The organism is Mesorhizobium sp. M0904 (assembly GCF_040319475.1).
Lineage (GTDB): Bacteria > Pseudomonadota > Alphaproteobacteria > Rhizobiales > Rhizobiaceae > Mesorhizobium.
Window position 1 is genome coordinate 93451 of the sequence record NZ_JAMYOC010000022.1, and the last position, 25462, is coordinate 118912.

Annotated in this window: 19 protein-coding genes; 6 read left to right on the forward strand and 13 right to left on the reverse strand. The window is 64.4% G+C overall.

The annotated features are described in order from the left end of the window. Positions 1 to 6: 6 nt before the first annotated feature. The 3 genes from NKH80_RS22645 (at position 7) to NKH80_RS22655 (ending at position 5105) form a co-directional block, all read left to right on the forward strand. On the forward strand, positions 7 to 1104 hold the full coding sequence (locus tag NKH80_RS22645; RefSeq protein WP_352479725.1) for an ABC transporter ATP-binding protein: 1098 nt from the start codon (positions 7 to 9) through the stop codon (positions 1102 to 1104). Positions 1105 to 1160: 56 nt separating this feature from the next. Continuing rightward, entirely contained in the window at positions 1161 to 3194 is a 2034-nt protein-coding gene (locus tag NKH80_RS22650) for an aldo/keto reductase (RefSeq protein WP_352993556.1), read from the forward strand. Between the two features lie 132 nt (positions 3195 to 3326). Next, complete coding sequence (locus tag NKH80_RS22655) at positions 3327 to 5105, forward strand: NAD(P)-binding domain-containing protein (RefSeq protein ID WP_352993558.1); 1779 nt, start codon at positions 3327 to 3329, stop codon at positions 5103 to 5105. A 156-nt stretch (positions 5106 to 5261) separates the two neighbouring features. Here the strand turns inward: NKH80_RS22655 and NKH80_RS22660 are convergent, their stop codons facing one another. The 3 genes from NKH80_RS22660 to NKH80_RS22670 form a co-directional block, all read right to left on the reverse strand. After that, complete coding sequence (locus NKH80_RS22660) at positions 5262 to 6491, reverse strand: amidohydrolase/deacetylase family metallohydrolase (protein WP_352993560.1); 1230 nt, start codon at positions 6489 to 6491, stop codon at positions 5262 to 5264. 22 nt (positions 6492 to 6513) lie between these two features. Next, positions 6514 to 6879 carry a RidA family protein gene (locus tag NKH80_RS22665; RefSeq protein WP_023675940.1) on the reverse strand — a complete coding sequence of 122 codons (366 nt, stop codon included), beginning with the start codon at positions 6877 to 6879 and terminating at the stop codon, positions 6514 to 6516. 356 nt (positions 6880 to 7235) lie between these two features. Then, positions 7236 to 7664, reverse strand: coding sequence for an Lrp/AsnC family transcriptional regulator (locus tag NKH80_RS22670; protein WP_352993562.1), 429 nt, complete (start codon positions 7662 to 7664; stop codon positions 7236 to 7238). 123 nt (positions 7665 to 7787) lie between these two features. On the opposite strand from NKH80_RS22670, the gene NKH80_RS22675 reads away from it, so the two are divergent. Beyond that, entirely contained in the window at positions 7788 to 8891 is a 1104-nt protein-coding gene (locus NKH80_RS22675; RefSeq protein WP_352993564.1) for a saccharopine dehydrogenase family protein, read from the forward strand. Positions 8892 to 9058: 167 nt separating this feature from the next. On the opposite strand, the gene lpdA is transcribed toward NKH80_RS22675, so the two are convergent. From lpdA to NKH80_RS22695, 4 genes are all read right to left on the reverse strand, one after another. Beyond that, entirely contained in the window at positions 9059 to 10453 is a 1395-nt protein-coding gene (gene lpdA / locus NKH80_RS22680; protein WP_352993566.1) for a dihydrolipoyl dehydrogenase, read from the reverse strand. A 254-nt stretch (positions 10454 to 10707) separates the two neighbouring features. Then, entirely contained in the window at positions 10708 to 12081 is a 1374-nt protein-coding gene (locus NKH80_RS22685; protein ID WP_352993567.1) for a dihydrolipoamide acetyltransferase family protein, read from the reverse strand. A gap of 11 nt (positions 12082 to 12092) precedes the next feature. Further along, the gene (locus NKH80_RS22690) at positions 12093 to 13106 is read right to left on the reverse strand and encodes an alpha-ketoacid dehydrogenase subunit beta (protein ID WP_352701186.1); all 1014 of its coding nucleotides are present in this window, start codon (positions 13104 to 13106) and stop codon (positions 12093 to 12095) included. Positions 13107 to 13108: 2 nt separating this feature from the next. Continuing rightward, positions 13109 to 14341, reverse strand: coding sequence for a 3-methyl-2-oxobutanoate dehydrogenase (2-methylpropanoyl-transferring) subunit alpha (locus tag NKH80_RS22695; protein WP_254817940.1), 1233 nt, complete (start codon positions 14339 to 14341; stop codon positions 13109 to 13111). 350 nt (positions 14342 to 14691) lie between these two features. Here NKH80_RS22695 and holA point away from each other — a divergent pair, with 350 nt between their 5' ends. Next, positions 14692 to 15738 (forward strand): DNA polymerase III subunit delta, encoded by a 1047-nt coding sequence (gene holA, locus NKH80_RS22700; protein WP_352701185.1) that lies wholly within the window; start codon positions 14692 to 14694, stop codon positions 15736 to 15738. A 241-nt stretch (positions 15739 to 15979) separates the two neighbouring features. Here holA and NKH80_RS22705 read toward each other — a convergent pair whose 3' ends face one another. From NKH80_RS22705 to mnmE, 5 genes are all read right to left on the reverse strand, one after another. Continuing rightward, positions 15980 to 16861 (reverse strand): ParB/RepB/Spo0J family partition protein, encoded by an 882-nt coding sequence (locus NKH80_RS22705; RefSeq protein WP_352701184.1) that lies wholly within the window; start codon positions 16859 to 16861, stop codon positions 15980 to 15982. 40 nt (positions 16862 to 16901) lie between these two features. Next, a complete protein-coding gene (locus NKH80_RS22710) occupies positions 16902 to 17702 on the reverse strand; it encodes a ParA family protein (protein ID WP_254817943.1) in 801 nt (266 codons plus the stop codon). Positions 17703 to 17753: 51 nt separating this feature from the next. After that, positions 17754 to 18395, reverse strand: a complete 642-nt coding sequence (gene rsmG, locus NKH80_RS22715) for a 16S rRNA (guanine(527)-N(7))-methyltransferase RsmG (protein ID WP_352877079.1) — start codon at positions 18393 to 18395, stop codon at positions 17754 to 17756. Continuing rightward, positions 18392 to 20266 carry a tRNA uridine-5-carboxymethylaminomethyl(34) synthesis enzyme MnmG gene (gene mnmG, locus NKH80_RS22720; RefSeq protein ID WP_352993571.1) on the reverse strand — a complete coding sequence of 625 codons (1875 nt, stop codon included), beginning with the start codon at positions 20264 to 20266 and terminating at the stop codon, positions 18392 to 18394. The genes rsmG and mnmG overlap by 4 nt, the downstream gene beginning before the upstream one ends. A gap of 218 nt (positions 20267 to 20484) precedes the next feature. Continuing rightward, positions 20485 to 21813, reverse strand: a complete 1329-nt coding sequence (gene mnmE / locus NKH80_RS22725; RefSeq protein WP_352993573.1) for a tRNA uridine-5-carboxymethylaminomethyl(34) synthesis GTPase MnmE — start codon at positions 21811 to 21813, stop codon at positions 20485 to 20487. Between the two features lie 59 nt (positions 21814 to 21872). On the opposite strand from mnmE, the gene NKH80_RS22730 reads away from it, so the two are divergent. Further along, a complete protein-coding gene (locus NKH80_RS22730; RefSeq protein ID WP_352993575.1) occupies positions 21873 to 23888 on the forward strand; it encodes a thioredoxin domain-containing protein in 2016 nt (671 codons plus the stop codon). Positions 23889 to 24062: 174 nt separating this feature from the next. Here the strand turns inward: NKH80_RS22730 and rho are convergent, their stop codons facing one another. Then, complete coding sequence (rho, locus tag NKH80_RS22735) at positions 24063 to 25328, reverse strand: transcription termination factor Rho (RefSeq protein WP_023675925.1); 1266 nt, start codon at positions 25326 to 25328, stop codon at positions 24063 to 24065. Between the last annotated feature and the right edge of the window lie 134 nt (positions 25329 to 25462).

Consider the following 25462-nt stretch of genomic DNA (forward strand, 5'->3'; position numbering starts at 1 on the left):
ATCAGCATGGCGGCAGTCACACTCAAAAACGTCATCAAGCGCTTCGGCGTCTTCGAGATCGTCCACGGCGCCAATATCGACATCGATGACGGCGAATTCGTCGTCTTCGTCGGCCCTTCCGGCTGCGGCAAGTCCACGCTGCTCCGGATGATCGCCGGGCTCGAGGACATCAGCGACGGCGAGATCGCCATTGGCGGCAAGGTGGTGAACGACGTCGAGGCAGCCGATCGCGGCATCGCCATGGTGTTCCAGTCCTATGCGCTCTACCCGCACATGACGGTCGAGCAGAATCTGAGCTTCGGCCTGAGAATGACCGGCAACCCCAAGGCAGATACCGAGCGGCGGGTGAAGCGGGCTTCCGAAATCCTGCGCATCGCCGAGCTGATGAAGCGGCGGCCGCGGCAATTGTCGGGCGGCCAGCGCCAGCGCGTCGCCATCGGCCGTGCCATCGTGCGCGAACCGCAAGTGTTCCTGTTCGACGAACCGCTCAGCAATCTCGATGCCGAGCTCAGGGTGCAGATGCGCGTCGAGATATCGCGCCTTCACAAGGAGCTTGGCGTTACCATGGTCTATGTGACGCACGACCAGACCGAGGCGATGACGCTGGCCGACAGGATCGTCGTGCTCAACGCCGGCAATATCGAGCAGATCGGCGCGCCGCTCGATCTCTACGACGACCCCGCCAACCGCTTCGTTGCCGGCTTCGTCGGCTCCCCGAAAATGAACTTTCTGGCGGCGAAAATGGTCGGGGCCGACAACGGCGCTGCGGTCGTCGAACTGGTCAATCATCGCGGCGCGCGACTGCGCAAGCCGCTTTCGGATGCTCTGCCTGCGATAGGCGGCGATGTCGTGCTTGGCGTGCGGCCGGAGCATTTCTTCGACGCCGGCCAGGGCGATTGCGACCTGACCCTCAAGGCCGACGTCGCCGAGCACTTGGGATCGGTGAGTTATGTCTATGCCAATTCCGGAACCGGGGGCGGGCGCGAGGAACTGATCATCGAGCGCGAGGCCTCGCGGCATCGCGCGAATGGCGACGATCTGGTGGTGTCGATCAAGGCCGACCGCTCGCTTCTCTTCGACGCCACCGGCGCACGCATTCGCTAACCCATCTTTCTTTTGTCCGATCGCGATTGCTCGCGGCCACCCCACGGAGATTTGACATGACGTCCAAACCAGAAAAAATTCGCTGGGGCATTCTCGGGCCCGGCAACATCGCCAAGGCGTTTGTCGGCGGCGTCGCCCATTCGCGCACCGGCACATTGGTCGCCTTAGGGGCGCGCAATCCCGGCAAGGCCGGGCTCACTGAGGCTTTCCCCGGCGCCCGCATCCTCGATGGCTACGAGGCTTTGCTTGGCGATCCGGATGTCGACGCGATCTATATTTCAACGCCGCATCCAAGCCATGCCGAATGGGCGATCAAGGCAGCCGAGGCCGGAAAACATGTGCTTTGCGAAAAGCCGCTTGGCCTGACCGCCTTCGAGGCCGACGCCATGATCCATGCCGCGCGCAAGGCCGGCACCTTTCTCGGCGAAGCCTTCATGTACCGGCTGCATCCGCAGACGGCCAGGCTGGTCGAGCTGGTCAGGGCCGGCGCGATCGGCGACATCAAGATGATCAAATCCAGTTTCGGCTTCGCCATGCCGGGCTTCATGCCGGAGCACCGGCTTTACGCCAAGGATCTCGCCGGCGGCGGCATTCTCGATGTCGGCGGCTATCCCGTCTCGATGGCGCGGCTGATTGCCGGCGCCGCGGCGGGAAAGCCCTTCGCCGAGCCGGACAAAGTGGTCGGCGCTGCGCATCTCGGCCAATCCGGCGTCGACGAATGGGCGTCGGCGCTGTTGCATTTTCCAGGCGGCATCGTCGCGGAAGTCTCCTGCAGCATTTCGCTCGCGCAGGACAACGTATTGCGTATTCTCGGCAGCAAGGGCCGCATCGAGGTGGCGGATTTCTGGTATGCCGGCGGCCAGCAAGGCGGCACCGGCGAAATCCGCATCATCCGTCCGGGTGACACCGAGGTGGTCGAGGTCAAGGAGGACGGCTGGCTTTACGCATTCGAGGTCGACGCTGCCGGCGAGGCCATTCTCGGCGGGAAGCAGGAGTTCGCCTGGCCGGGCATGAGCTGGGCCGACAGTCTCGGCAATCTGCGCGTGCTCGATAAATGGCGGGCCGCCATCGGGCTCGAATACGACATCGAGAAACCGGCAAAGCGCGTCCACACGATCTCCGGGCGGAAGCTGCGCTCCGGCGGGACCGCCATCCCCAAGCGCGGCATTCCGGGCCTGCCGCGGCCGGCTTCGTGTCTGGCGCTCGGCTTCGAGGATTTCCGCACGTTTTCGTCGGGCGCCATCCTGCTCGACGCCTATTTTGAGGCGGGCGGCAATCTGTTCGACACCGCCTTCGTCTACGGTTCCGGCTATACCGAGACGCTGCTCGGCCAGTGGCTGAAGAACCGCGGCGTGCGCGAGCAATCGGTGGTCATCGGCAAGGGTGCGCACTCGCCGCTCTGCTATCCCGACGTCATCGGCAAGCAGCTCACCCAGTCGCTTGAGCGGCTGCAGACCGACCATATCGACGTCTATTTCATGCATCGCGACAACCCGGACGTGCCGGTCGACGAGTTCGTCGATGCGATGGATCGCGAGGTCAAGGCCGGCCGCATTCGCGGTCCGTTCGGCGGCTCGAACTGGACGATGGAACGCATGGACGAGGCGATTGTCTATGCCGAGCGCACCGGCAAGCAGAAGCCCGGCGCCCTTTCCAACAATTTCTCGCTGGCCGAGATGCTGGAGCCGATCTGGGCGGGCTGCGTCACCTCCTCCAGCGACGCATGGAAGGCCTGGCTCACCGCCCGGCAGATGCCGAATTTCGCCTGGTCGAGCCAGGGCCGCGGCTTCTTCACCGACCGCGCCGGCCGCGACCGGCGCGACAATGAGGAACTGGTCCGGGTCTGGTACTCGGAGAGGAACTTCGGCCGTCGCGACCGCGCCATCGAGCTCGCCAAACGGCTGGGCAAAAGCCCGATCCACGTCGCGCTCGCCTATGTCCTGGCGCAGCCCTTTCCGTCCGTCCCGCTGATCGGGCCGCGCACGCTCGACGAGTTGGAAGACAGCCTCCAGGCGCTCGACATCTCACTTTCGCCGGACGATCTTGCATGGCTGGATAGCGGTTCGGATCAGGCCCGCGCGCGCGCCTGATAGCGGGGTCTTGCGCTGCGCCCTTAATTTCCGGACTGTTTGCGCTGCCCCTCACCTACCCTCTCCCCGCTCTTCGGGAGAGAGGATAAGGTTAAAGGGCAGCGCCGAAGTCGCTTGAGATAGGGAAGACAGATGCTCGACATATCACCGTCGAAACAGGCGGCCACCTGGCTCGGTTCTTTTGCGCGAGCGCTCGAGGCGGGCGACGTCGCGGCCGCAATCAACCTGTTCGTCGAGGACTGTTACTGGCGCGATCTGCTGACCTTCACCTGGAACATCAAGACCATGGAAGGCCGCGCGGCGATCCGCGACATGCTGGAAGCCACGCTGGCAATGACAAGGCCTGCCCGGTGGCAGCTCAGCAGCGAAGCGACTTCGGACGAAGGCGTTATCGAAGCCTGGTTTTCTTTCGAGACGTCATCCGCGTGGGGCCAAGGCATCATGCGCCTCAGGGACGGCAAATGCCGGACACTGTTTACGGCGATGAGCGATCTCAAGGGGTTTGAGGAGCGCAAGGGCCCGGCGCGGCCTCTGGGCGTCCGCCACAAGGCCGATCCGGAGCGCGAGACCTGGCTGGAGGCGAGGGCGCGCGAGACGCGTGAACTCGGCGCCGGCCAGCAGCCTTATTGCCTGGTCATCGGCGGCGGCCAGGGCGGCATCATGCTGGGCGCACGGCTCCGGCAACTCGGCGTGCCGGCCATCATCATCGAGAAGAATGCGCAGGCCGGCGATTCCTGGCGCAATCGCTATCGCTCGCTCGTGCTGCACGACCCGGTCTGGTACGACCATCTGCCCTACATCCCGTTTCCCGAGAACTGGCCGGTGTTCACGCCCAAGGACAAGATGGGCGACTGGCTGGAAATGTACACGCGCGTCATGGAGCTCAACTACTGGACCTCCACAAGATGCATCAGCGCGTCCTACGACGACACCGAAAAGGTCTGGACGGTCGAGGTTGACCGCGCCGGCCAGCGCATCACGCTAAAGCCGAAGCACATCGTCTTTGCAACCGGTGCTTATGGCCCGCCCAGGCAGATCGACCTGCCGGGCGCCGAGGCCTTCCAGGGCGAGATCCTGCACTCCAGCCAATATTCCAGCGGCGAGAAATTCCGCGGCAAAAAGGTCGCCGTTATCGGCGCCGCAAGTTCTGGCCATGATGTCAGCGTCGATCTATGGGAGAGCGGCGCCGAGGTGACGATGGTCCAGCGCTCGCCGACGACGGTGGTCAAGTCGGACACGCTGATGGAGATCGGTTTCGAGATCTTTTCGGAAAAGGCGCTGGCTCGCGGCATCACCACTGAGAAGGCCGACATGATCGTCGCCTCGACGCCGTTCGCGCTGCTGCCGCAAGGCCAGCGGGCGCTTTACGACATCATCAAGGCGCGCGACGCGGCCTTCTACGACCGCTTGCGCGGCGCCGGCTTCGCCATCGATTTCGGCGAAGACGAGACCGGGCTCCTGATGAAGGCCTATCGCACCGGCTCGGGCTTCTACATCGACGTCGGCGCCTGCGATCTGATCATCGACGGCGAGATCGGCATCCGCAGCGGCGTCGGGATCAAGTCGCTGACGCCGACAGGCATCCTCTTCGACGACGGCACGGAACTGGCGGCCGACGCAATCATCGCCTGCACCGGCTATCTCTCGATGAACGAAACGGTGGCGGCGATCGTCTCCCGTGAAGTCGCCGACAAGGTCGGGCCGTGCTGGGGGATTGGCTCGGGCGTGAAGGGCGACCCAGGTCCATGGCAAGGCGAATTGCGCAACATGTGGAAGCCGACCGCGCAGGAAGCGCTGTGGTTCCACGGTGGCAATCTGGCACTGTCGCGCTTTTATTCGAAGTTCGTGGCGCTGCAGATCAAGGCGAGGATGGAAGGCGTTGCGACGCCGGTTTATGGGACGCCGCGGTGAAGCTGTGATCTCCCCCCTTGAGCGGGAGATGTCGCCAAAGGCGACAGAGGGGATCGCCGCGCGCCGAGCGCCAGCCTCCACTACAAGCAGCAGCAGGCCGAGCCCCGTCGGACCTACCCCTCAGGCCTGCCGGCCATTTCCCCTCAAGGAGGGAGATCACCCACGCCCGAAATGCCGGGCGGCAACCTCGACATGCGTGTCGTGCGCATGCGCTTCGAAGCGCTCGGTTTCGCCGAGATCGTCCAGCGCCTCGTTCGGCCACCACGTGCCGCCGACCACGATGCCGTCCGAGACCAGCCTTTGCTCGGCGACCAGCGAGGCACCGACCGAGTCGACAAAGGTGAAGCGGCCCGGACGCAGCCGCAGCACCGCGATGTCGCCGACCGCACCAACCGCAAGCCTGCCCAAATCGGGCCTGGCGATCGCTTCGGCCGGCCGCTGTGTCGCGGCGCGCAGCACCTCGACCAGCGGCATGCCGAGGACCAGCAGCTTCGACATGCACACCAGAATGTCGAAGGCCGGCCCGTCGACGCAGTAGAGATGCACGTCGCTGCTGATCACGTCCGGCGCCAGCCCCTCGCTCAGCATCGCCTTGGCCACCTCGAAATCGAACGAGCCCATGCCGTGGCCGATATCGAAGATGACGCCGCGCTCGCGCGCCAGCCGCATATCCGGCCGCACCGCGCCCGAAGCGAAGACCGGCGCGTTGGGAAACGGCCGGAAGCAGTGGGTGAGGATGTCGCCCTTGCGCAGCCGCGGCAGCACTTCCGAGCGGCCCGGCGGCGGCTCGTCTATGTGCGCCATCAGCGGCAGGCCGGCTTTGTCGGCGGCTTCGAGCGCGAGATCGACCGGCGCGATGCCGCTGGTGCCGCCGGCATGGCGACCCGAGCGGACCTTGACGCCGACAACCACGTCCGCGTGCTCGCGAGCCGCCGCTACCGTCTCGCGCGGTTCGCAGAGCCGGAGGTCGCTACACTCGCCGACCGCCACGGTCTGCGAGAAGCCGAATATGCCGGCAAAGGAAATGTTGACATAGGCCAGGATGCGGACTTTCGAGCACTCGATGACGTGGCGGCGAAAGCCGAGGAAATTGCCGGCGCCGGCACTTCCGGCATCGATGAAGGTGGTGGTGCCGCTCTTTGCGGCGAGCCGGTCGGCATCGACGCCGAGCGACGTGCCGCCCCAATAGACATGGCTGTGCAGGTCGATCAGGCCCGGCGCGACGATCGAGCCCGTGGCATCGATGACGCGGGCGGCACGTTCGAAGGGGATTTCGGTGTCGATCGCGGCGATACGGCCGTCGGCAATCGCCAGATCGCGCTGCGCGTCGAGGCCGGACGCCGGATCGATGAGGCGGCCGCCTTTTATCAGGAGATCGAATTGCATCGCGCCTGTCTCCACTTTCCCGTCAGGCCGGCCTGTAGGCAACGGCCTCGACCTCGATCTTGATGTCGATCATCAGCCGCGACTCCACTGTCGTGCGCGCCGGCGGGTCTTTCGGGAAATGCCTGGCATAGACGGTGTTGAAAATGCCGAAATCGCGGGCGTCTTCGAGCCAGACCGTCGTCTTGACTACGTCGTCGAGGGTACAGCCGGCCAGCGCCAGTGCCGCCTTGACGTTCGACAGCACCTGCTCGGTCTGTTCGGCGATGCCGCCCTTGACCACCAGCCCGTCTGTGCCGACCGGCACCTGGCCTGAGACATAGACGAAATCGCCGGCCCTGACCGCTGGCGACAACGGCACATGGGATTTTCCAAAACACTGCTTGGGCAAGGAGGCCTCCTGTCTAGGTTCTTTGGGTGAACGCGCGATAGGAGGCGGCTGCACGCCATCGATCCACATTTTGAAAGCCTATATCGCTTTGCTGCGGTAACGCCAGAACGATCATCGCCCTTGCTGATCCTTCGCGCCCCCCTCTGTCCTGCCCTCTTTGCGATCACTTGGCATCTCCCCCTCTAGTGGGGAGATCGGCAGCTTCTCCGATAGCATCCATTCAGCCACCTTGGAGATTGCGAAAGCCGCGGTGACATCCAATCTCCCCCTGGAGGGGGAGATGCCCGGCAGGGCAGAGGGGGGCGCTGTCCTGGGCGCTGTCCCGCCAGCGTCTGGACCCGCGACACCAGCCTGGCTCAGCGGTCGATCCGCGTCGACAGGATGATCGACGACGACGTGCGCTCGACTCCGTCCATGGCGCCGATCTGGTCGAGAAGCGTGTCGAGATCCCTGATCGACGGCGCCTCGACGATGACGATCATGTCGAAATTGCCGCTGACCGAGTGCAGCGTGCGAACCGGTGGCAGCGCCTGCAGGCTGCGCACCACTTTGTCGGCCAGCTTGGGCGTGACGGTGAGCAGGACATGCGCCCTGACCAGCCCCTGCTCGTAATCCGGCGACAGCCTGACCCCGTAGCCGGCGATGATGCCGCGCTGTTCCAGCCGCTCGATCCGGCTCTGCACCGTGGTTCGTGAGACGCCCAGCCGCCGCGCCAGTTCGGCGGTCGAGGCGCGTGCATTGGTGCGCAGCAGGGAAAGCAGAGCCTGGTCGGCATCGCTGAGCATTTCGACGAACCTTACCGGCACATTGCCCAAAGAGAGGCTGCGTTTCGTACAATCTCACGCTTCCTTTCGACAGGCAAGCTGCGATTCTAACCGTGAATTTAGCATTGGTGCGAGGGACCGGTCATGAAGGAAATCATCGTCGTCGGCGCCGGCAAGATCGGCTCGACCATTGCCGAGATGCTGGCTTCCACGGGCGACTACCACGTCACGCTCGTCGACCGATCGGCGGCGCAGCTCGGCGCGGCCGAACTGCCTGAAACGGTCGAGACGCTGGAACTCGACATCGAGGCCGCCGGCACCCTCGAAGCGGCCTTGGCCGGCAAATTCGCGGTGCTCAGCGCCGCGCCTTTCCATCTGACCACGCGCATCGCCGAGGCGGCGGCCAGCGCCGGCGTGCACTATCTCGATCTGACCGAGGACGTCGTCAGCACCAGGCGGGTCAAGGAACTGGCTCGTTCCGGCAGCAGCGCCTTCATTCCGCAATGCGGTCTGGCGCCGGGCTTCATCTCGATCGTTGCCAACGATCTCGCCAGCCGCTTCGACACGCTGGAAAGCGTGCGCATGCGGGTCGGCGCGCTGCCGCAGTACCCGTCGAATGCGCTGAACTACAATCTGACCTGGAGCACCGACGGCGTCATCAACGAATATTGCCAGCCTTGCGAGGCGATCGTCGAAGGCGAGCTGATCGAAGTGCCGCCGCTGGAGGAGCGTGAAGAATTCTCGCTCGACGGCGTCACCTACGAGGCGTTCAACACCTCGGGTGGACTGGGCACGCTGGCCGAAACGCTGAAGGGCAGAGTGCGGACGCTGAACTATCGCACCATCCGCTATCCCGGCCACGCCGCGATCATGAAGGCGCTGCTCAACGACCTCGGCCTGCGGCACCGCCGCGACGTGCTGAAGGACATTTTCGAAAGCGCCCTGCCGGCGACGCTGCAGGACGTGGTTGTCGTCTTCGTCACCGTCAGCGGCCGCAAGAACGGCCGTCTGCTGCAGGAGACCTACGCCAACAAGATCTACGCCAGGCGCGACGGCGAAATGGTGCGCAGCGCCATCCAGATCACCACCGCATCGGCGATCTGCGCGGTGCTCGACATGCTCGCCGACGGCACCTTGCCGGCAAGAGGTTTCATCAAGCAGGAGGACATCGCGCTTGACGCTTTTCTGGCCAACCGCTTCGGCCGCGCCTACGCGCAGCACGAGATGGTTAGCCGGCTTGCGGGGTGAGCTGCGTAATCTCCCCCCGAGGGGGAGACGTCGCCGAAGGCGACAGAGGGGGGTCGCCTCGCGAAGAGCGCCAACCTCCATCTGTCGCAAGGGAGGTCGCATCCAGTCGAACCGACCCCCTCTGGCCTGCCGGCCATCTCCCCCTCAAGGGGGGAGAGTGTGAGCCCTCAAACATGCACCGCCCGCCCAAGCGCCTTCAGCGCCGCTTCCTGAAAACCCTCGCCCTGTGTTGGATGGGGATAGATCGTTCCGGCGATATCCTCCAGCGTCGCACCCATCTCCAGCGCCAGCCCAAACGCAGTGGACAGCTCCGACACGCCCTGGCCGACGGCCTGGATGCCGAGCACCAGATGGTTGTCGGCGCGGGCAACGACCCGAACGAATCCGTCCTCGCCCAACTTCGTCATTGCCCGGCCATTGGCGGTGAAGGGAAACAGTCCGACCTTGATCTCGCCACGCGTCTTGGCCTCTTCCGGCGACAGGCCCGCGGCGACCAGCTCCGGGTCGGTGAAGCAGACAGCCGGGATTGCTCGTCTGTCCCAGCTGCGCTTGTGGCCGGCGACGATCTCGGCGACCATTTCGCCTTGCGCCATCGCCCGGTGCGCCAGCATCGGCTCGCCGGTGACATCGCCAATGGCAAAGATACCGCGCATCGAGCTGCGGCACTGGTCGTCGATGCGGATGAAGGGTCCGGCCATGTCGAGGTCGATCTGCTCCAACCCCCAGCCTTCGGTCACCGGCTTCCGACCGACCGTGACCAGGACCTTGTCGGCAGCGATCTTGCCGTTCTTGCCGCCATTCGCCTCGACCAGCAGTGCGTCGCGCTTAGTGGACAGCCCCTTGGCCTTGGCGTTCACGAGCACCTCGATGCCGAGCTCGGCCAGCCGCTTCACCACCGGCCTGGTCAGTTCCGCATCATATTGCGCCAGCACGCGCGGCAACGCCTCGACCACGGTCACCTTGGCCCCCAGCTTGGCAAAGGCGATACCGAGTTCCAGCCCGATATAGCCGCCGCCGACCACCGCCAGCCTCTCCGGAACTTCGCTCAGCGCCAGCGCCTCGGTCGACGAAATGACCGGTCCGCCGAACGGCAGCGATAGCAACTCGACCGGCGCCGAGCCGGTCGCAATCACCACCGTTTCGGCGCGGATCACCTGCATGCCGATCTCGGTGTCGACGGCAACGGTCTTGCCGTCGCGAAATGTCGCCCAGCCATGCACCGTCTTCACGCCAGCTTTCTTCAGCAGACCGGCAACACCGTTGTTCAGCCGGCTAACGATCCCGTCTTTCCAGGCCATGGTGGCGGCGAGATCAAGCGATGGTGCGGCGATCGCAATGCCGAGCGGGCTTTTTCCACCCGCCATGTGCGAGAGCTTCTCGAACTCCTCGGCCGCGTGAATCAGCGCCTTGGACGGAATGCAGCCGACATTGAGACAGGTGCCGCCCGGTCTGCCGAACTCGACGATAACCGTATCGATGCCGAGCTGCCCGGCACGGATAGCGCAGACATAGCCGCCCGGACCGGCGCCGATGACCAGCAGCTTGCAGGAGATTTCCTTCATGTCAGCTGCATCCTTTCTGGGATGGCCCCGGCACGGCTCCCCCTTCTCCCCTTGTGGGAGAAGGTGTCGCCGAAGGCGACGGATGAGGGGTGTTCCAGCGGAGCGAGACGTTGGCATTCCCTGGAACACCCCTCATCCGTCTCGGCGCTATCGCGCCGATCCACCTTCTCCCACAAGGGGAGAAGAGGGACCCCGCATTCCAACGCCGGCACTTTCCGACGATTCTCCTCGTACTTCGCGATCAATCGCATCCCCTAATCCACAAAAATCAACGCCGGCGTCTCTAGCAGCGTCTTGATGCGCTGGATGAACACCGCAGCGTCCCAGCCGTCGACGACGCGGTGGTCGAAGCTGGAGGACAGGTTCATCATCTTGCGCGGGATGAACTGGCTGCCGTCCCATACCGGCCGCACCATCATCTTGTTGACGCCGACGATCGCCACTTCCGGATGATTGATCACCGGCGTCGTCGCCACGCCACCCATGGCGCCGAGCGAAGTGATGGTGATGGTCGAGCCCGAAAGCTCGTCGCGTGTCGCCGTGCCCGACCTGGCCGCCTCGGCGAGCCTATTGACCTCGGCGGCGCAGTCCCAGATGTCGCGCGCCTCGGCGTACTTGACCACCGGCACCATCAGCCCCGCAGGCGTCTGCGCCGCGATGCCGATATGGACGCCGCCATGCTGGTGGACGATGCCGGCTTCGTCGTCGAACAGCGCATTGAGGTTCGGCTGGTCGGCAATGGCCTTGACCATCGCCCGCATCAGGAACGGCAGCAGCGTCAGCTTCGGCCTGTCCGCGCCCGGCCGCTTCTCCTTGTTAAGCGCGGCGCGCAAATCCTCGAGTGCGGTGACGTCGATCTCCTCGACATAGGTGATGTGCGGGATGCGCGACTTGGCCAGCGTCATCTTCTCGGCGATCTTTCGCCTGAGCCCGACTATCTTGATGTCCTCGACCGTCTCGTTGCGGGCGAGGCCAGGGGCCTTCGCCAGCTGTGGCCCCCGCGCCAGGAAGGCGTCGATGTCCTCATGCCGGATGCGACCGGCCGGGCCGGTTCCCGAAACCTGCCGAAGGTCGATGCCGGCCTCTTTCGCCCTGAGGCGGACGGCCGGCGAGGCCAGTGGCTTTTCTCCCTCGGGACGCGGCACGCTGTTGACCTTGGACCTGGCGCCGTCATCCTCGGGCTTGTCCCGAGAATCTACCGACCTCTCGGAACTGATTGCGTCATATCCGTGTGGGACGGCAGATCCTCGGGACAAGCCCGAGGATGACGGCGCCAAATTGGGTAATGACGGCTCCAAGCCCGAGGACGGGCGAGCCCGCGCATCGTCAGGGGCACCCTCCGCCGTAACGTCTGCAAGCGTCGCGCCAACCCTGACGTTCCCCTCGCCCGCCACTTTCAACCTGACAATCGGCGAGCCGATCGCCACAGTGTCGCCGATCTCCGCACCCAGCCAGAGGATCTCGCCATCGACGGGCGAAGGAATTTCGACCGTCGCCTTGTCGGTCATGACCGCGGCAAGCACGGCGTCCTCGCGCACGAGATCGCCGACCTTGACCTGCCATTCGACCAGCTCGGCCTCGGCGACGCCTTCGCCGACATCGGGCAGCTTGATGACATATTCGCCCATCGTCTTCCCCCTCAGGCTTCCATCGTTTCGACGAGCGCGCGGCCTAGCCGGGCGGGACCGGGAAAATAGTCCCACTCCTGCGCATGCGGATAGGGCGTGTCCCAGCCGGTGACCCGCGCCACCGGCGCTTCCAGATGGTAGAAGCAGTTCTCCTGAACCAGCGCCGAAAGTTCGGCGCCGAAGCCGGATGTCAGCGTCGCCTCATGCACGACCACGCAGCGCCCGGTCTTGTTGACCGAGGCGACGATCGTCTCGAGATCCAGCGGCAGCAGTGTCCTCAGATCGATGATCTCGGCATCGATGCCGGTCTCCTCGGCTGCTGCTTGGGCGACATAGACCATCGTGCCGTAGGCAAGCACGGTAACTGCCGCACCAGGCCGCCGGATCACCGCCTTGCCGAGCGGCACCGTGTAGTGGCCATCGGCGACTTCGCCGAGCTGATGCTTCGACCATGGCGTCACCGGCCGCTCGTGATGACCGTCGAAGGGGCCGTTATACAGCCGCTTCGGCTCCAGGAAGATCACCGGGTCGGGATCCTCGATCGCTGCGATCAGCAGGCCCTTGGCGTCGTGCGGGTTCGACGGCACCACGACTTTCAGGCCGGAGACATGCGTGAACAGCGCCTCCGGGCTCTGGCTGTGGGTCTGGCCGCCGAAAATGCCGCCGCCGGTCGGCATTCTCACGACGATCGGGCAGGTGAAATCGCCGTTCGACCGGTAGCGCAGCCGCGCCGCTTCCGAGACGATCTGGTCATAGGCCGGATAAACATAGTCGGCAAACTGCACCTCGACACAAGGCTTCAGCCCGTAGGCCGCCATGCCGATGGCCGCGCCGACAATCCCGGATTCGCTGATCGGCGCATCGAAGCAGCGGCTCTTGCCGTATTTCGCCTGCAGGCCTTGCGTGCAGCGGAAGACGCCGCCGAAGAAGCCGACATCCTCGCCGAACACGATGACGCGTTCGTCGCGCGCCATCGACACGTCCATGGCGTCGCGGATCGCCTCGATCATGGTCCGCCGCGGCATGGTCAGACCCCGGCCTGTTGGCGCTGGCGCCTGAGATGCGGCGGCATCTCGGCATAGACGCCCTCGAACATATCGCGCGCCGAAGGCTTGCCGCCGGCATGCAGCGTGCCGTGGCGCTCGGCCTCCCGCTGCGCTGAAATCACCGTATCGAGGATTTCCGCCTCGGCCTGGGCGTGGCGTTCGTCAGACCAGACGCCGCGCTGGATGAGGTGGTTCTTCAGCCTGACGATCGGGTCGCCGAGCGGCCAGGCGTCGGACTCGGCCTTCGGCCTGTAGGCCGACGGGTCGTCGGAGCTCGAATGCGCGCCGACGCGGTAGGTGACGTATTCGACCAGCGTCGGCCCGAGATTGCTGCGCGCCCGTTCCGCCGCCCATTTGGCCACCGCATGGACGGCGAGATAGTCGTTGCCGTCGACGCGCAGCGACGGGATGCCGAAGCCGAGGCCACGGGCGGCAAAAGTACCGGAGCCACCGCGGGCGATGCCCTGGAAGGTCGAAATCGCCCACTGGTTGTTGACGACGTTAAGCACGACCGGCGCCTTGTAGGTCGAGGCGAACACCAGCGCCGAATGGAAGTCGGACTCGGCGGTCGAGCCGTCGCCGATCCAGGCGGCGGCGATCTTTGAATCGTTGCTGATTGCCGAGGCCATCGCCCAGCCGACCGCCTGGATGTACTGCGTCGCCAGATTGCCGGAGATCGAGAAGAAGCCGTGCTCCTTCGACGAATACATGATCGGCAATTGCCGCCCTTTCAGCGGATCGGCCTCGTTCGAATAGATCTGGTTCATCATCGTGACCATCGGGTAGCCGTCGGCGATGAGCAGGCCGGCCTGCCGATAGGTCGGAAAATTCATATCGCCCCGCGACAGCGCCTTGCGGAAGGCGCAGCTCACTGCCTCTTCGCCGAGATGCTGCATGTAGAAAGAGGTCTTGCCCTGGCGCTGCGCCATCTGCATGCGCGCATCGAAGCTGCGCAGCGTCATCATATGGCGCAGCCCCTCCAGCAACTCGTCGTCCGAAAGCAGCCCTGCCCACGGCCCGACCGCCTCGCCAGCGCGGTTGAGCACGCGGATGATCGAGAAGGCCAGATCGCGGATGTCGCGCGGGTCGACGTCGATCTTCGGGCGCGGCACCGAGCCAGCTTTTGGAATGCTCACATTGGAGAAATCCGGCGTCCCGCCCGGCCGCACTTCCGGTTCCGGAACATGGAAGCGCAACATTCCGGCATCGGCCATGATCTCGGTCCTCCACTGTTGCCCGGCCAGGATAGTTGCACACCGCCGGACCAGTGCCAATTCGTCGGGCGCGGCTTCGGGCCAACGACCGCGCCGGCCAGCACTCGTCAAGATGAAGATATGTCCGCGAAATTTCTTGTCGATCTTCCTCCGCCATGCGCAATTTGGCGAATGGTCCGGCCTGATCTGGCGCATGAGAAGGGATTCCTGCTGGCAAGATCCCTCTGTCGAGTTCCTTCGCGCCCCCCTCTGTCCGGCAGGATAGAGGGGGGCGCTGTCCCATAGGCGTCGCGATACAATCCCGCCAACCCTCCGTTCACCCTGCGCCCGCCTCGTGCTAATCAGCGCCCATGGCACAGAAGAAAGCATACGAAGTCGATGCATGGCTCGCGAAGCCGGATCCGCGCGTCTCGATCGTGCTGCTTTACGGTCCCGATCGCGGGCTGGTTGCCGAGCGGGCAAAGGCCTTTGCCGGCAAGACCGGCCTGCCGCTTGACGATCCGTTCTCAGTGGTCAGGCTGGACGGATCGGAAGTCGACCGCGACGAGGGCCGCCTGCTCGACGAGGCCCGCACCGTGCCGATGTTTTCGGAGCGGCGCCTGCTATGGGTGCGCAATGCCGGCGCCCAGAAGGCGCTTGCCGACGACGTCAAGGCGCTGACGTCGGAGCCCGCACGGGACGCCATCATCCTTATCGAGGCCGGCGACCTGAAGAAGGGCGTCGGCCTGCGCGCCGTGGTGGAGGCGGCGGATAATGCCATGGCATTGCCTTGCTATGCCGATGAAGCCAGGGATATCGATACGGTCATCGACGACGAACTGCGCAAGGCCGGCATGTCGATGACGCTGGAGGCCCGGCAGGCGCTGCGCCGCAATCTCGGCGGGGACCGGCTGGCCTCGCGCGGCGAGATCGAAAAGCTTGTGCTTTATGCGCATGGCCAGGCCGAAATCGGCCTTGACGACGTCAAGGCGACGTCTGGCGACGTCTCAGGCCTCTCCTTCGATGCGGCGGTCGACGCTCTGCTCGAAGGCAGGATCGCCGACTTCGACACCGCCTTTACCCGCCATTGCCAGTCCGGCGGCCAGCCCTTTCTGGTGCTTTCATCGGCGATGCGGCAGCTGCAGACGATCCAGGCCATGCGCGGCCAGATGGATGCCGGCGGCCGCAATGCCGCTTCGGTCGTTGCCGCGGCGCGCCCGCCGGTTTTTTTCTCCCGGCGCAAGCTGGTGGAGAAAGCCCTCGAACGCTGGAGCAGCGAAGCGCTCGGCCGCGCACTCAACCGCCTGCAGACGGCGGTCCTGCAGACACGCCGGCGGCCGGATCTGTCGATCGCGCTGGCACGCCAGGCCCTGCTCGGCATTGCCGTGGAGAGCGCAAGGCTGGCGCAGCGAGCCTGATCTCCCTCTTCGAGGGGGAGACGTCGCCGAAGGCGACAGAGGGGTCGGCGAGCGTAAAGCGCCAGCGCCTTCCGCGACGACAGACGACGTGGGCGCTTGATGTGAGACGACCCCCTCTGGCCTGCCGGCCATCTCCCCCTCAAGGGGGGAGATTAACTACTTCGACGATTTAGCCAATCACCGGCGCGGCGGCAGCCACACTTTGTTTGCCGGCTAAAGGCCTCGATGTCTTAGCAACCCACTACTCCCGCTTCAGCCTTCGGCAAAGCTCGTCAAGCTGCTCCAGCGTCCGGTAAGCGACGCTGATCACGCCGCCGCGCTGGTTGTGCTCGATCGTGACGATCATGCCGATCGTATTGGTCATCAATTTTTCCAGCGCCAGCGTGTCGGCATCCTTTTGCGGCGGGGGCGCGGGCTGGCGCTTTGCCGCCGGCGCGCCGACCGGCATTTGCGCCAGCGCCTCGGCCTGGCGCACCGAAAGCCCTTCATCGATGATCCGCTTGGCGAGCCCGGCCGGGTCGTCGGCCGTCACCAGGGTACGGGCGTGGCCGGCCGAGAGCGCGCCGTCGACCAGCATGTCGCGGATGACGTCGGGCAGCTTGAGCAGTCTCAACGTGTTGGCGACATGGCTGCGGCTCTTGCCGATCACCTGGCCGAGATCGGCCTGGGTATAGCCGTGGTCGTCGATCAGCTGCTGGTAGCCCAACGCTTCCTCGACCGGGTTGAGGTCGGTGCGCTGGACGTTTTCGATGATCGCCAACTCGAGCGCCGTGCGGTCGTTGACGTCGCGTACGATGATCGGGATTTCGGTCAGCCCGGCGCGTTGCGCCGCGCGCCAACGACGCTCGCCGGCGATGATCTCGTAGCGGCCCGCTTGGGTTTTCGACGGCCGCGCCACCACCGGCTGCACCACGCCATGTTCGCGGATCGACTGTGCGAGGTCGGTCAGGTCGGCGTCGCCAAAATGCCGGCGCGGGTTCTTCGGGTTGGGGCTGAGGAACTCGATCGGCACCTTGCCGTCGGCCGCCAGCCCGGGCTTTTCCGGAGCCGGCGGGCGATCGATTTCGCCGATCAGCGCCGCCAGTCCCCGTCCCAGTCTTTTTCTCGAAGGGTCTTCGTTCATCGTCCGTCCAGATCGTTTCGGTGTCGAATCGGCTTATCGTTCAGGCGGCCCGCAATTTGCGCTCGCGGCGGATCACTTCCGAGGCAAGCTGCAGATAGGCCTGGCTGCCCGAGCATTTGAGGTCGTAGAGAATCGCCGGCTTGCCATAGGACGGCGCCTCGGAAACGCGGACATTGCGCGGAATGACGGTCTCATAGACCTTGTCGCCCATATGTGCCCGGACATCCTGCACCACCTGGTTGGCGAGATTGTTGCGCCCGTCAAACATGGTTAGCACGATGCCCTGGATCGTCAGGTCGGGGTTGATCGAACGGCGCACCTGCTCGACCGTCTCCAAAAGCTGGCTCAGGCCCTCCAGCGCGAAAAACTCGCACTGCAGCGGCACCAGCACCGAATCTGCCGCAGCCATCGAATTCAGTGTCAGCAGGTTGAGCGAGGGCGGGCAATCGATCAGCACATAGCCGAAATTGGCCGAGCGCGCGGCCGAAGCCCGCAGCGCGTTGCGCAGCCGCAGCACCCGATCCGGCGCCGAGGCGATTTCCATCTCGATGCCGAGCAGGTCGAGCGTCGACGGCACGATCGACAGGCCAGGCACCGCCGTCGGGATTGCCGCCGCTTCGAGGTCCAGTTCGCCGGTCAGCACATCATAGGAGGAGACGGTGCGGTCGCGCCGGTCGATGCCGAGCCCGGTGCTGGCGTTGCCCTGCGGGTCGAGGTCGACGATCAGCACCTGTTCGCCTATGGCCGCCAGTGCGGTGGCCAGGTTGATGGCCGTCGTCGTCTTGCCGACGCCGCCCTTCTGGTTGGCGACGGTGATGATTCGGGGGCCGTTTTTCATCATGGGTCTATGCCAGAAATTCATTTGGGCCAGAAATTCATTGGGGGTCGCCGGTCACAAGCCAGGGTGCGGCCGCAAGTCGGATACTTCGAGAATGACGCCCTGCGCGTCGGTTGCACTGGCATGTTCTACCAGATCGAAAGACCATCGTTGAGCGCTTTCTGCCACTTCGGCGCGGTAATCCCGGCCTTTGTGAAACAGGCCATGCGACCCCTTGGTCAGCCACGGCGCCGCCAGGTCGAGCAAGCCGGGCAGCGAGGCGAGTGCCCTAGCTGTGACGATTTGCGGTGCAGGAACAAGAGGATAGCTATCGTCGATGCGGCGCGTGATGACCGTGGCGGGCAGGCTGAACTGTCCGACGACCGTTTGCAGGAACGATGCTTTTTTCCGGTTGCTTTCAACAAGGTCGATGCTGGCGCCGTCCCGCTCGGCGAGCAAAAAGGCCAGCACGAGGCCGGGAAACCCGCCGCCGGAGCCGAGATCGACCCATCGCTTCGCCTCCGGTTTGATTCGCGCCAGTTGCGCGCTGTCGAGGATGTGGCGGCGCCAGACATCGTCCTGCGTCGATTGCGCGGCGAGATTGATCCGGCGGTTCCATTTCTGGAAGACGGCCTCGAACTCGACCAGGCGATCGAACGTTTCACGTGAAACTGGGCCCGCTGCCGCCTGCAGGTTTGCCCAGGACGCAGCGCTCACGCGACCTGCTTTCGCGCGGCGGCCTCGGCATTGCGCACATGGGCGACGATGATTGCCAGCGCCGCCGGCGTCATGCCCTCCATACGCTGCGCATCGGCAATGGAGCGCGGCTGGCGTGCCAACATCTTCTGCTTCAACTCATTGGACAGGCCGGGAACAGAGGCAAAGTCGAGCGACTCGGGAATCAGCCGGCTCTCCTCATGCCTGATCTGCGAGACGTCTGCCTGCTGGCGGTCGAGATAGACAGAATATTTAGCTTCCGTTTCAAGACGTTCGGCCGTTTTGCTGTCGATCGCCGCGAAAGCCGGTTCGATGCGCGCCAGCCAGGCGATGTCCACGCCGGGATAGGCCAGCAACTCATAGGCCGAGCGACGGACGCCGTCCCGGTTGATTTCGAGCCCATGGCGCGCCGCCTCATTGGGAGTCATGGTGGTGCCGAGGGCGAGCTGTCGCGCCTTCTCAAGGTCTTGCACGACATTGCTGAACCGCTGCATCCGCTCCGGCGAGGCAATCCCCAGTCTCATCGCCAGCGGCGTCAGCCGCTCATCGGCGTTGTCGGCTCGCAAAGACAGCCGGAACTCGGCGCGCGAGGTGAACATGCGGTACGGTTCGGCGATGCCGCGGCTGGTCAAATCGTCGACCATCACGCCGATATAGGCTTCGGTGCGGCTGAGCACGATTTCGTCGCTCGCCGAGGCCTTGCGCGCTGCATTCAAGCCGGCAAGCAGTCCTTGCGCGCCGGCCTCTTCATAGCCGGTGGTTCCGTTGATCTGCCCGGCGAGGAAAAGGCTGGCGATCCGCTTGGTCTCCAACGTTGGCTTGAGCTCGCGCGGGTCGACATGGTCATATTCGATGGCATAGCCCGGCTGCAGCATGGTTGCCCGCTCCAACCCCGGAATGGTCTTGAGGATGTCGAGCTGCACGTCCTCGGGCAGAGAGGTCGAAATGCCGTTCGGATAGACCGTATCGTCGTCCAGCCCTTCCGGCTCCAGAAAGATCTGGTGGCCGTCGCGGTCGCCGAATTTGACGATCTTGTCTTCGATCGACGGGCAGTAGCGCGGCCCGACGCCTTCGATCGACCCCGAATACATCGCCGAGCGGCCGAGATTGGCGCGAATCAGCTCATGCGTGGCATTGGTCGTTCGGGTGATGCCGCAGTGGATCTGCGGGTTTTCGATGCGCTCGGTGAGCAGCGAGAACGGCACGGGATCTTCGTCCGCCGCCTGGCTCTCCAGCGACGCCCAATCGATCGTCCTGCCGTCCAGCCGCGGCGGCGTGCCGGTCTTCAGCCGCCCGAGCTTGAAGCCGGCGCGGCTCATCGTCGCCGAGAGGCCGACGCTCGCCTGCTCGTTCATGCGGCCGGCGACGATCTTCTTCTCGCCAATATGGATCAGCCCGCGCAAGAAAGTGCCGGTCGTCAGCACCACGGCGCCGCAGGCGAGCCGGCGTCCATCCGCCAGCAGCACCGCCGCGATGCGCCCATTGTCGATTTCAAAATCGAGAACCTCGCCCTCGACCACATCGAGACCGGCCTGCTCGCGAATCGCCGCTTGCATGGCGAGGCGATAGAGCTTTCTGTCGGCTTGCGTTCGCGGACCACGCACCGCCGGCCCTTTGCGGCGGTTGAGCAGCCGGAACTGGATGCCGGCCGCATCGGCAACGCGCCCCATCAGCCCGTCCATGGCGTCGATCTCGCGAACCAGATGGCCCTTGCCGAGGCCGCCGATCGCCGGATTGCAGGACATCACGCCGATCGTGTCGAAGCGCAGCGTCACCAGCGCCGTTCTGGCGCCAGCCCGCGCAGCGGCGCTTGCAGCCTCGCACCCAGCATGGCCGCCGCCCACCACAACCACATCGTAGCGATTGGTCATTTGTATATTCCGATTCAAATCTGCCGACACATGTGCCCACAGCCACATGCTGTCAAGAACACTGCTCGTTTCACGTGAAACAATGTAGCGGTATCAGCGCCTGGTGTTTCACGTGAGTCACGGCGTTGGTGCCTTCGGTGGCGCAGAACATCGGCGGGACGGGGAAGGAGCGCCGTCGCTCGCCTTCCGTCACGGATGCTTGCAATGTTTCACGTGAGTCATTTGCCGATACAGAACTGCGAAAAAATAACGTCCAGCATATCCTCGACATGGACCGCCCCGACGATTCGTCCAAGCCGATCCGCTGCCAGGCGCAGTTCCTCGGCCCGTAGCTCCTGCCCGCGATGACCACTGGCCACGGCTGCGACCAGGAAGCGTTTCGTTTCGTTGAGCAACTCGACGTGCCGCAGCCGCGACGGCAGGATATCACCGGCCTTGCCGATCTGCGCTGCGGCACGACGCCCGATCTCGTCCAGCAATTCGGCCAGACCCGTGCCGTCCCGCGTCGAGATGGCGAAATCATAGTGCGCCGTGGGCGAGGGGGACTTGCCCCCCAACAGGTCAATTTTTGTTCCGACCCTCAGCGCCGGCATGCCGCTCGGCACCACACCGATCGCGATTGGCTCCGCCAGATCCTCCAGCAACAACAGCAGATCAGCGCTGTGCGCCTTGGTCCTGGCCTTCTCTATGCCAATCGCCTCGATCTTGCCGGGCGCCTCGCGCAGACCGGCGGTGTCGGTTACCCTGACCCGCACCCCTTCCAGGTCCAGTACCACCTCGAGCAGGTCGCGGGTCGTGCCGGGCTCGTCGGTGACGATGGCCGCTTCGCGCCGCGCCAAGGCGTTGAACAGGCTGGACTTGCCGGCATTCGGCGCGCCAAGGATGACGACTTCGAACCCGTCGCGGATGATTTCGGCGGCACGAAAGCCGGCGACATGGCGCTCGATTTCGTCGATCATGGCCTGAACATCGGACCAGACCGTATCGGCGAGCGAACCCGGCACGTCGTCCTCGTCGGCAAAATCGATCTCGGCCTCGATCATCGCCCGAGCGTGGATTAGCCGTCGGCGCCAGCCCAGATAGAGTTCGCTCTGCACGCCCTGAGCGTTGTGAACGGCAAAGCGCCGCTGCGCTTCGGTTTCGGCGTTGATGAGATCGGCCAGCGCCTCGGTCTCGACCAGATCGAGCTTGCCGTTGAGAAAGGCGCGGCGGGTGAATTCGCCAGGCTCGGCATGCCTGACGCCGTCGAAGGAGGCGATCGTTTCCAGCATCCTCGCCACGACGGCGCGTCCGCCATGCACGTGGAACTCGGCGACGTCCTCGCCGGTGAAACTGTCGGGCCCGGCAAAGAAGACGACCAGGCCGCTGTCCAGCACCGATCCGTCGGGCGCCCGGAGCTTGCGATAGGCGGCCACGCGGTTCGGCACGGTCGATCCGGAAATCGTTTCGACAACGAATCGACTCTGCGGCCCGGAAATCCGAATCACCGCAATGCCGGCCGGCAGGCGCCCGCTCGACAGCGCTACGATGGAGTCTTTCAAAATCATTTGCCCGCTCTGCCGAAGCGCCCTAGCTATGCCTGTTCAATCCGCCTTCGAGTAGCGCCGTGACATTGCCTGCACAAAACCTGCTTGCCGAAGAGGCCAGCCCCTATCTGCAGCAGCACAGCGGCAATCCGGTGCACTGGCGGCCATGGTCGCCCGCCGCTCTGGCCGAAGCAAAGGCGCTCGAGCGCCCGATCCTGCTCTCTGTCGGCTACGCCGCGTGCCATTGGTGCCACGTCATGGCGCATGAGAGCTTCGAGAACGACGACGTCGCCGCCGTCATGAACCGTCTCTTCGTCAATATCAAGGTCGACCGCGAGGAGCGCCCCGACATCGACCAGATCTACATGGCGGCGCTGTCCTCGATGGGCGAGCAAGGCGGCTGGCCGCTGACCATGTTCCTGACGCCGGACGGCAAGCCGTTCTGGGGCGGCACTTACTTTCCGCGCGAGGCCCGCTACGGCCGGCCGGGCTTCGTCCAGGTGCTCGAGGCGGTCGACAAGGCTTGGCGGGAGAAGAAAGAAAGCGTTAACCAAAGTGCCGACGGCTTGAGCACGCATGTCGAGACGCGGCTGGCGGGCAGCCATGCCAAGGCCGTGCTCGACCGCGCCATGCTGGCAAAGTTCGCCACCGGCATTGACGGCATGATCGACCGCCAGCTGGGCGGCCTGCGCGGCGCGCCGAAATTCCCCAACGCGCCGTTCATGCAGAGCCTCTGGCTGTCCTGGCTGCGCGACGGCACCGCATCCCACCGCGACGCCGTTCTCCTCAGCCTCGAAAAGATGCTGGCCGGCGGCATCTACGACCATATAGGCGGCGGACTCAGCCGCTACTCGACCGACGCCGAATGGCTGGTACCGCATTTCGAAAAAATGCTCTACGACAATGCCCAGCTCGTCCGGCTATGTAACTGGGCCTATGCCGCGACCGGCAAGGAATTGTTCCGGCTGCAAATCGAAGAGACGATTGCCTGGCTGTTGCGCGAAATGCGGGTCGAGGGCGATGCCTTTGCCGCCAGCCTCGATGCCGATAGCGAGGGCGAGGAGGGGTTGTTCTACACCTGGAGCAGGGATGAAATCGAGAACGCCCTTGGCTACGAATCAGCTTTGTTTTTCAAATACTTCACACTTGCCGATCCGCATGGCTGGGAAGGCAAGCCGATCATCCACCAAACCGAAGCCCAGCAAACACAAAGCGTCGTCGATCGTGACCTCCTGGTTCCGCTCAAGCAAAGGCTGCTGGCAGCGAGGGAACAGCGCGTTCGGCCCGGGCGTGACGGCAAGGCCCTGAGCGACTGGAACGGCTTGACGATCGCAGCGCTTGCCGAGGCCGGACGATCGCTTGGCCAACCCGACTGGATCGAAGCGGCGGCAGCGGCCTTTGCCGCCATTGCGGGCGCCGCCCGCGACGCCCGCCTGCCGCATTCCATGCTCGGGGAAAAGAAATTGGTTCCCGCGCTGTCGAGCGACAATGCGGCCATGGCCAATGCCGCCATCTCACTGTTCGAGGCGACCGGCAATCCCGACTATATCGATCGCGCCGGGAACTTCATTGAGCAACTCGATCTTTGGCACCGGGACAGCGACAAGACCGGCTACTATCTGACCGCGTCCGACAGCGCGGATGTGCCGATCCGCATCCGAGGCGATGTCGACGAAGCCATTCCTTCCGCTACCGGCCAGATCATCGAAGCCCTGGTCCGATTGTCGTCGCTTTCGGGCGATCTCGATCTCTGGGAAAAAGCCTGGACAGTCGCCGAGCATGCCGCCGGGCGGGCCGAGCACCAGCCCTATGGCCAGGCGGGTATAGTCAATGCCTGTACCTTGGCGTTCGAGCCGTTGAAATTGGTGATCGTGGATAGATCTGAGAATCCAAGGCTTGTTCCGGTTGCGAATCGAAATCCGGACCCGCGCCGGGTGGACATCGTCGTGCCTGTCGGCTCTGCGACAAACCTGCCGACGCTGCCAGGCGGCGTCCTGCCACCAACCGAAAAGCCCGGCGCCTGGCTCTGCACCGGGCAGGTCTGCCTGCCAGTGATAACGGAAGCTGAGGAGCTGGAACGGATGCTGCGGCGGTGATGGACCTGACGCTCCGTCCCTTCTCCCTTGTGGGAGAAGGTGGATCGGCGCTAAGCGCCGAGACGGTTGAGGGGTGTTGGAAGAAATGAGGCGATGCCAAGCTGGAGCACCCTCATCCGACCGAGCTTCGCTCGGCAACCTTCTCCCACAAGGGAGAAGGGAAGGCCCGCAACCCTACGTGTTCATCGAATCGAAGAAATCCGCATTGGTCTTGGTCTGCTTGAGCTTGTCGATCAGGAACTCGATGGCGTCGGTTGTTCCCATCGGCGCTAGGATGCGGCGCAGCACGAAGATCTTCTGCAGGTCCTGGCGCGGAACCAGAAGGTCCTCCTTGCGGGTGCCGGACTTGAGGATGTCCATGGCCGGGTAGATGCGCTTGTCCGCCACCTTGCGGTCGAGCACGATTTCCGAATTGCCGGTGCCCTTGAACTCTTCGAAGATGACTTCGTCCATGCGGCTGCCGGTGTCGATCAGCGCGGTGGCGATGATGGTCAGCGAACCGCCTTCCTCGATATTGCGGGCAGCACCGAAGAAGCGCTTCGGCCGTTGCAGCGCGTTGGCGTCGACACCGCCGGTCAGCACCTTGCCGGATGACGGCACGACGGTGTTGTAGGCGCGGCCGAGGCGGGTGATCGAATCCAGCAGGATGACGACGTCGCGGCCGTGCTCGACGAGGCGCTTGGCCTTCTCGATGACCATTTCGGCAACCTGGACGTGGCGAACCGCCGGCTCGTCGAAGGTCGAGGAGACGACCTCCCCCTTCACCGAGCGCTGCATGTCGGTGACTTCCTCCGGCCGCTCGTCGATCAGAAGCACGATCAGGTAGCATTCCGGGTGGTTGGTAGTGATCGAATGGGCGATGTTCTGCAACAGCACCGTCTTGCCGGTGCGCGGCTGCGCCACGATCAGGGCGCGCTGGCCCTTGCCGAGCGGCGCCACCAGGTCGATGACGCGCGCCGAAATATCCTTGGAGGTCGGAACCTCCATCTCCATCTTCAGCCGCGAGGTCGGATAAAGCGGCGTCAGATTGTCGAAATGGATCTTGTGGCGGATTTTTTCAGGGTCGTCGAAATTGATCGTGTTGACCTTGAGCAGCGCAAAATAGCGCTCGCCCTCTTTCGGGCTGCGGATCGGCCCTTCGACCGTATCGCCGGTCTTCAGTGAGAACCGCCGGATCTGCGATGGTGAAATGTAGATATCGTCGGGGCCTGGCAGGTAGTTGGCATTGGCGGAGCGCAGGAAGCCAAAACCGTCCTGCAGCACTTCGACGACGCCGTCGCCGATGATCTCGATATCCTGGGTCGCCAGTCTCTTCAGGATTGCGAACATCAGCTCCTGCTTGCGCATGACGCTGGCGTTCTCGACCTCGAGCGATTCCGCATAAGCGATCAGCTCTGGTGGTTTCTTGTTCTTGAACTCTGTGAGCTTCATTTCTTGCATCATTAGACGGACTCTGAGTAAGCTTTGGGAAAAATATCGGCGGGATGCGACAAATGCCGGGCGCGGCCGAAGCGATAAATGGGCGGCGCATGACGGGAAGGAAGACCCGTCTTTTATCGTCGGTCGGTTGAAAG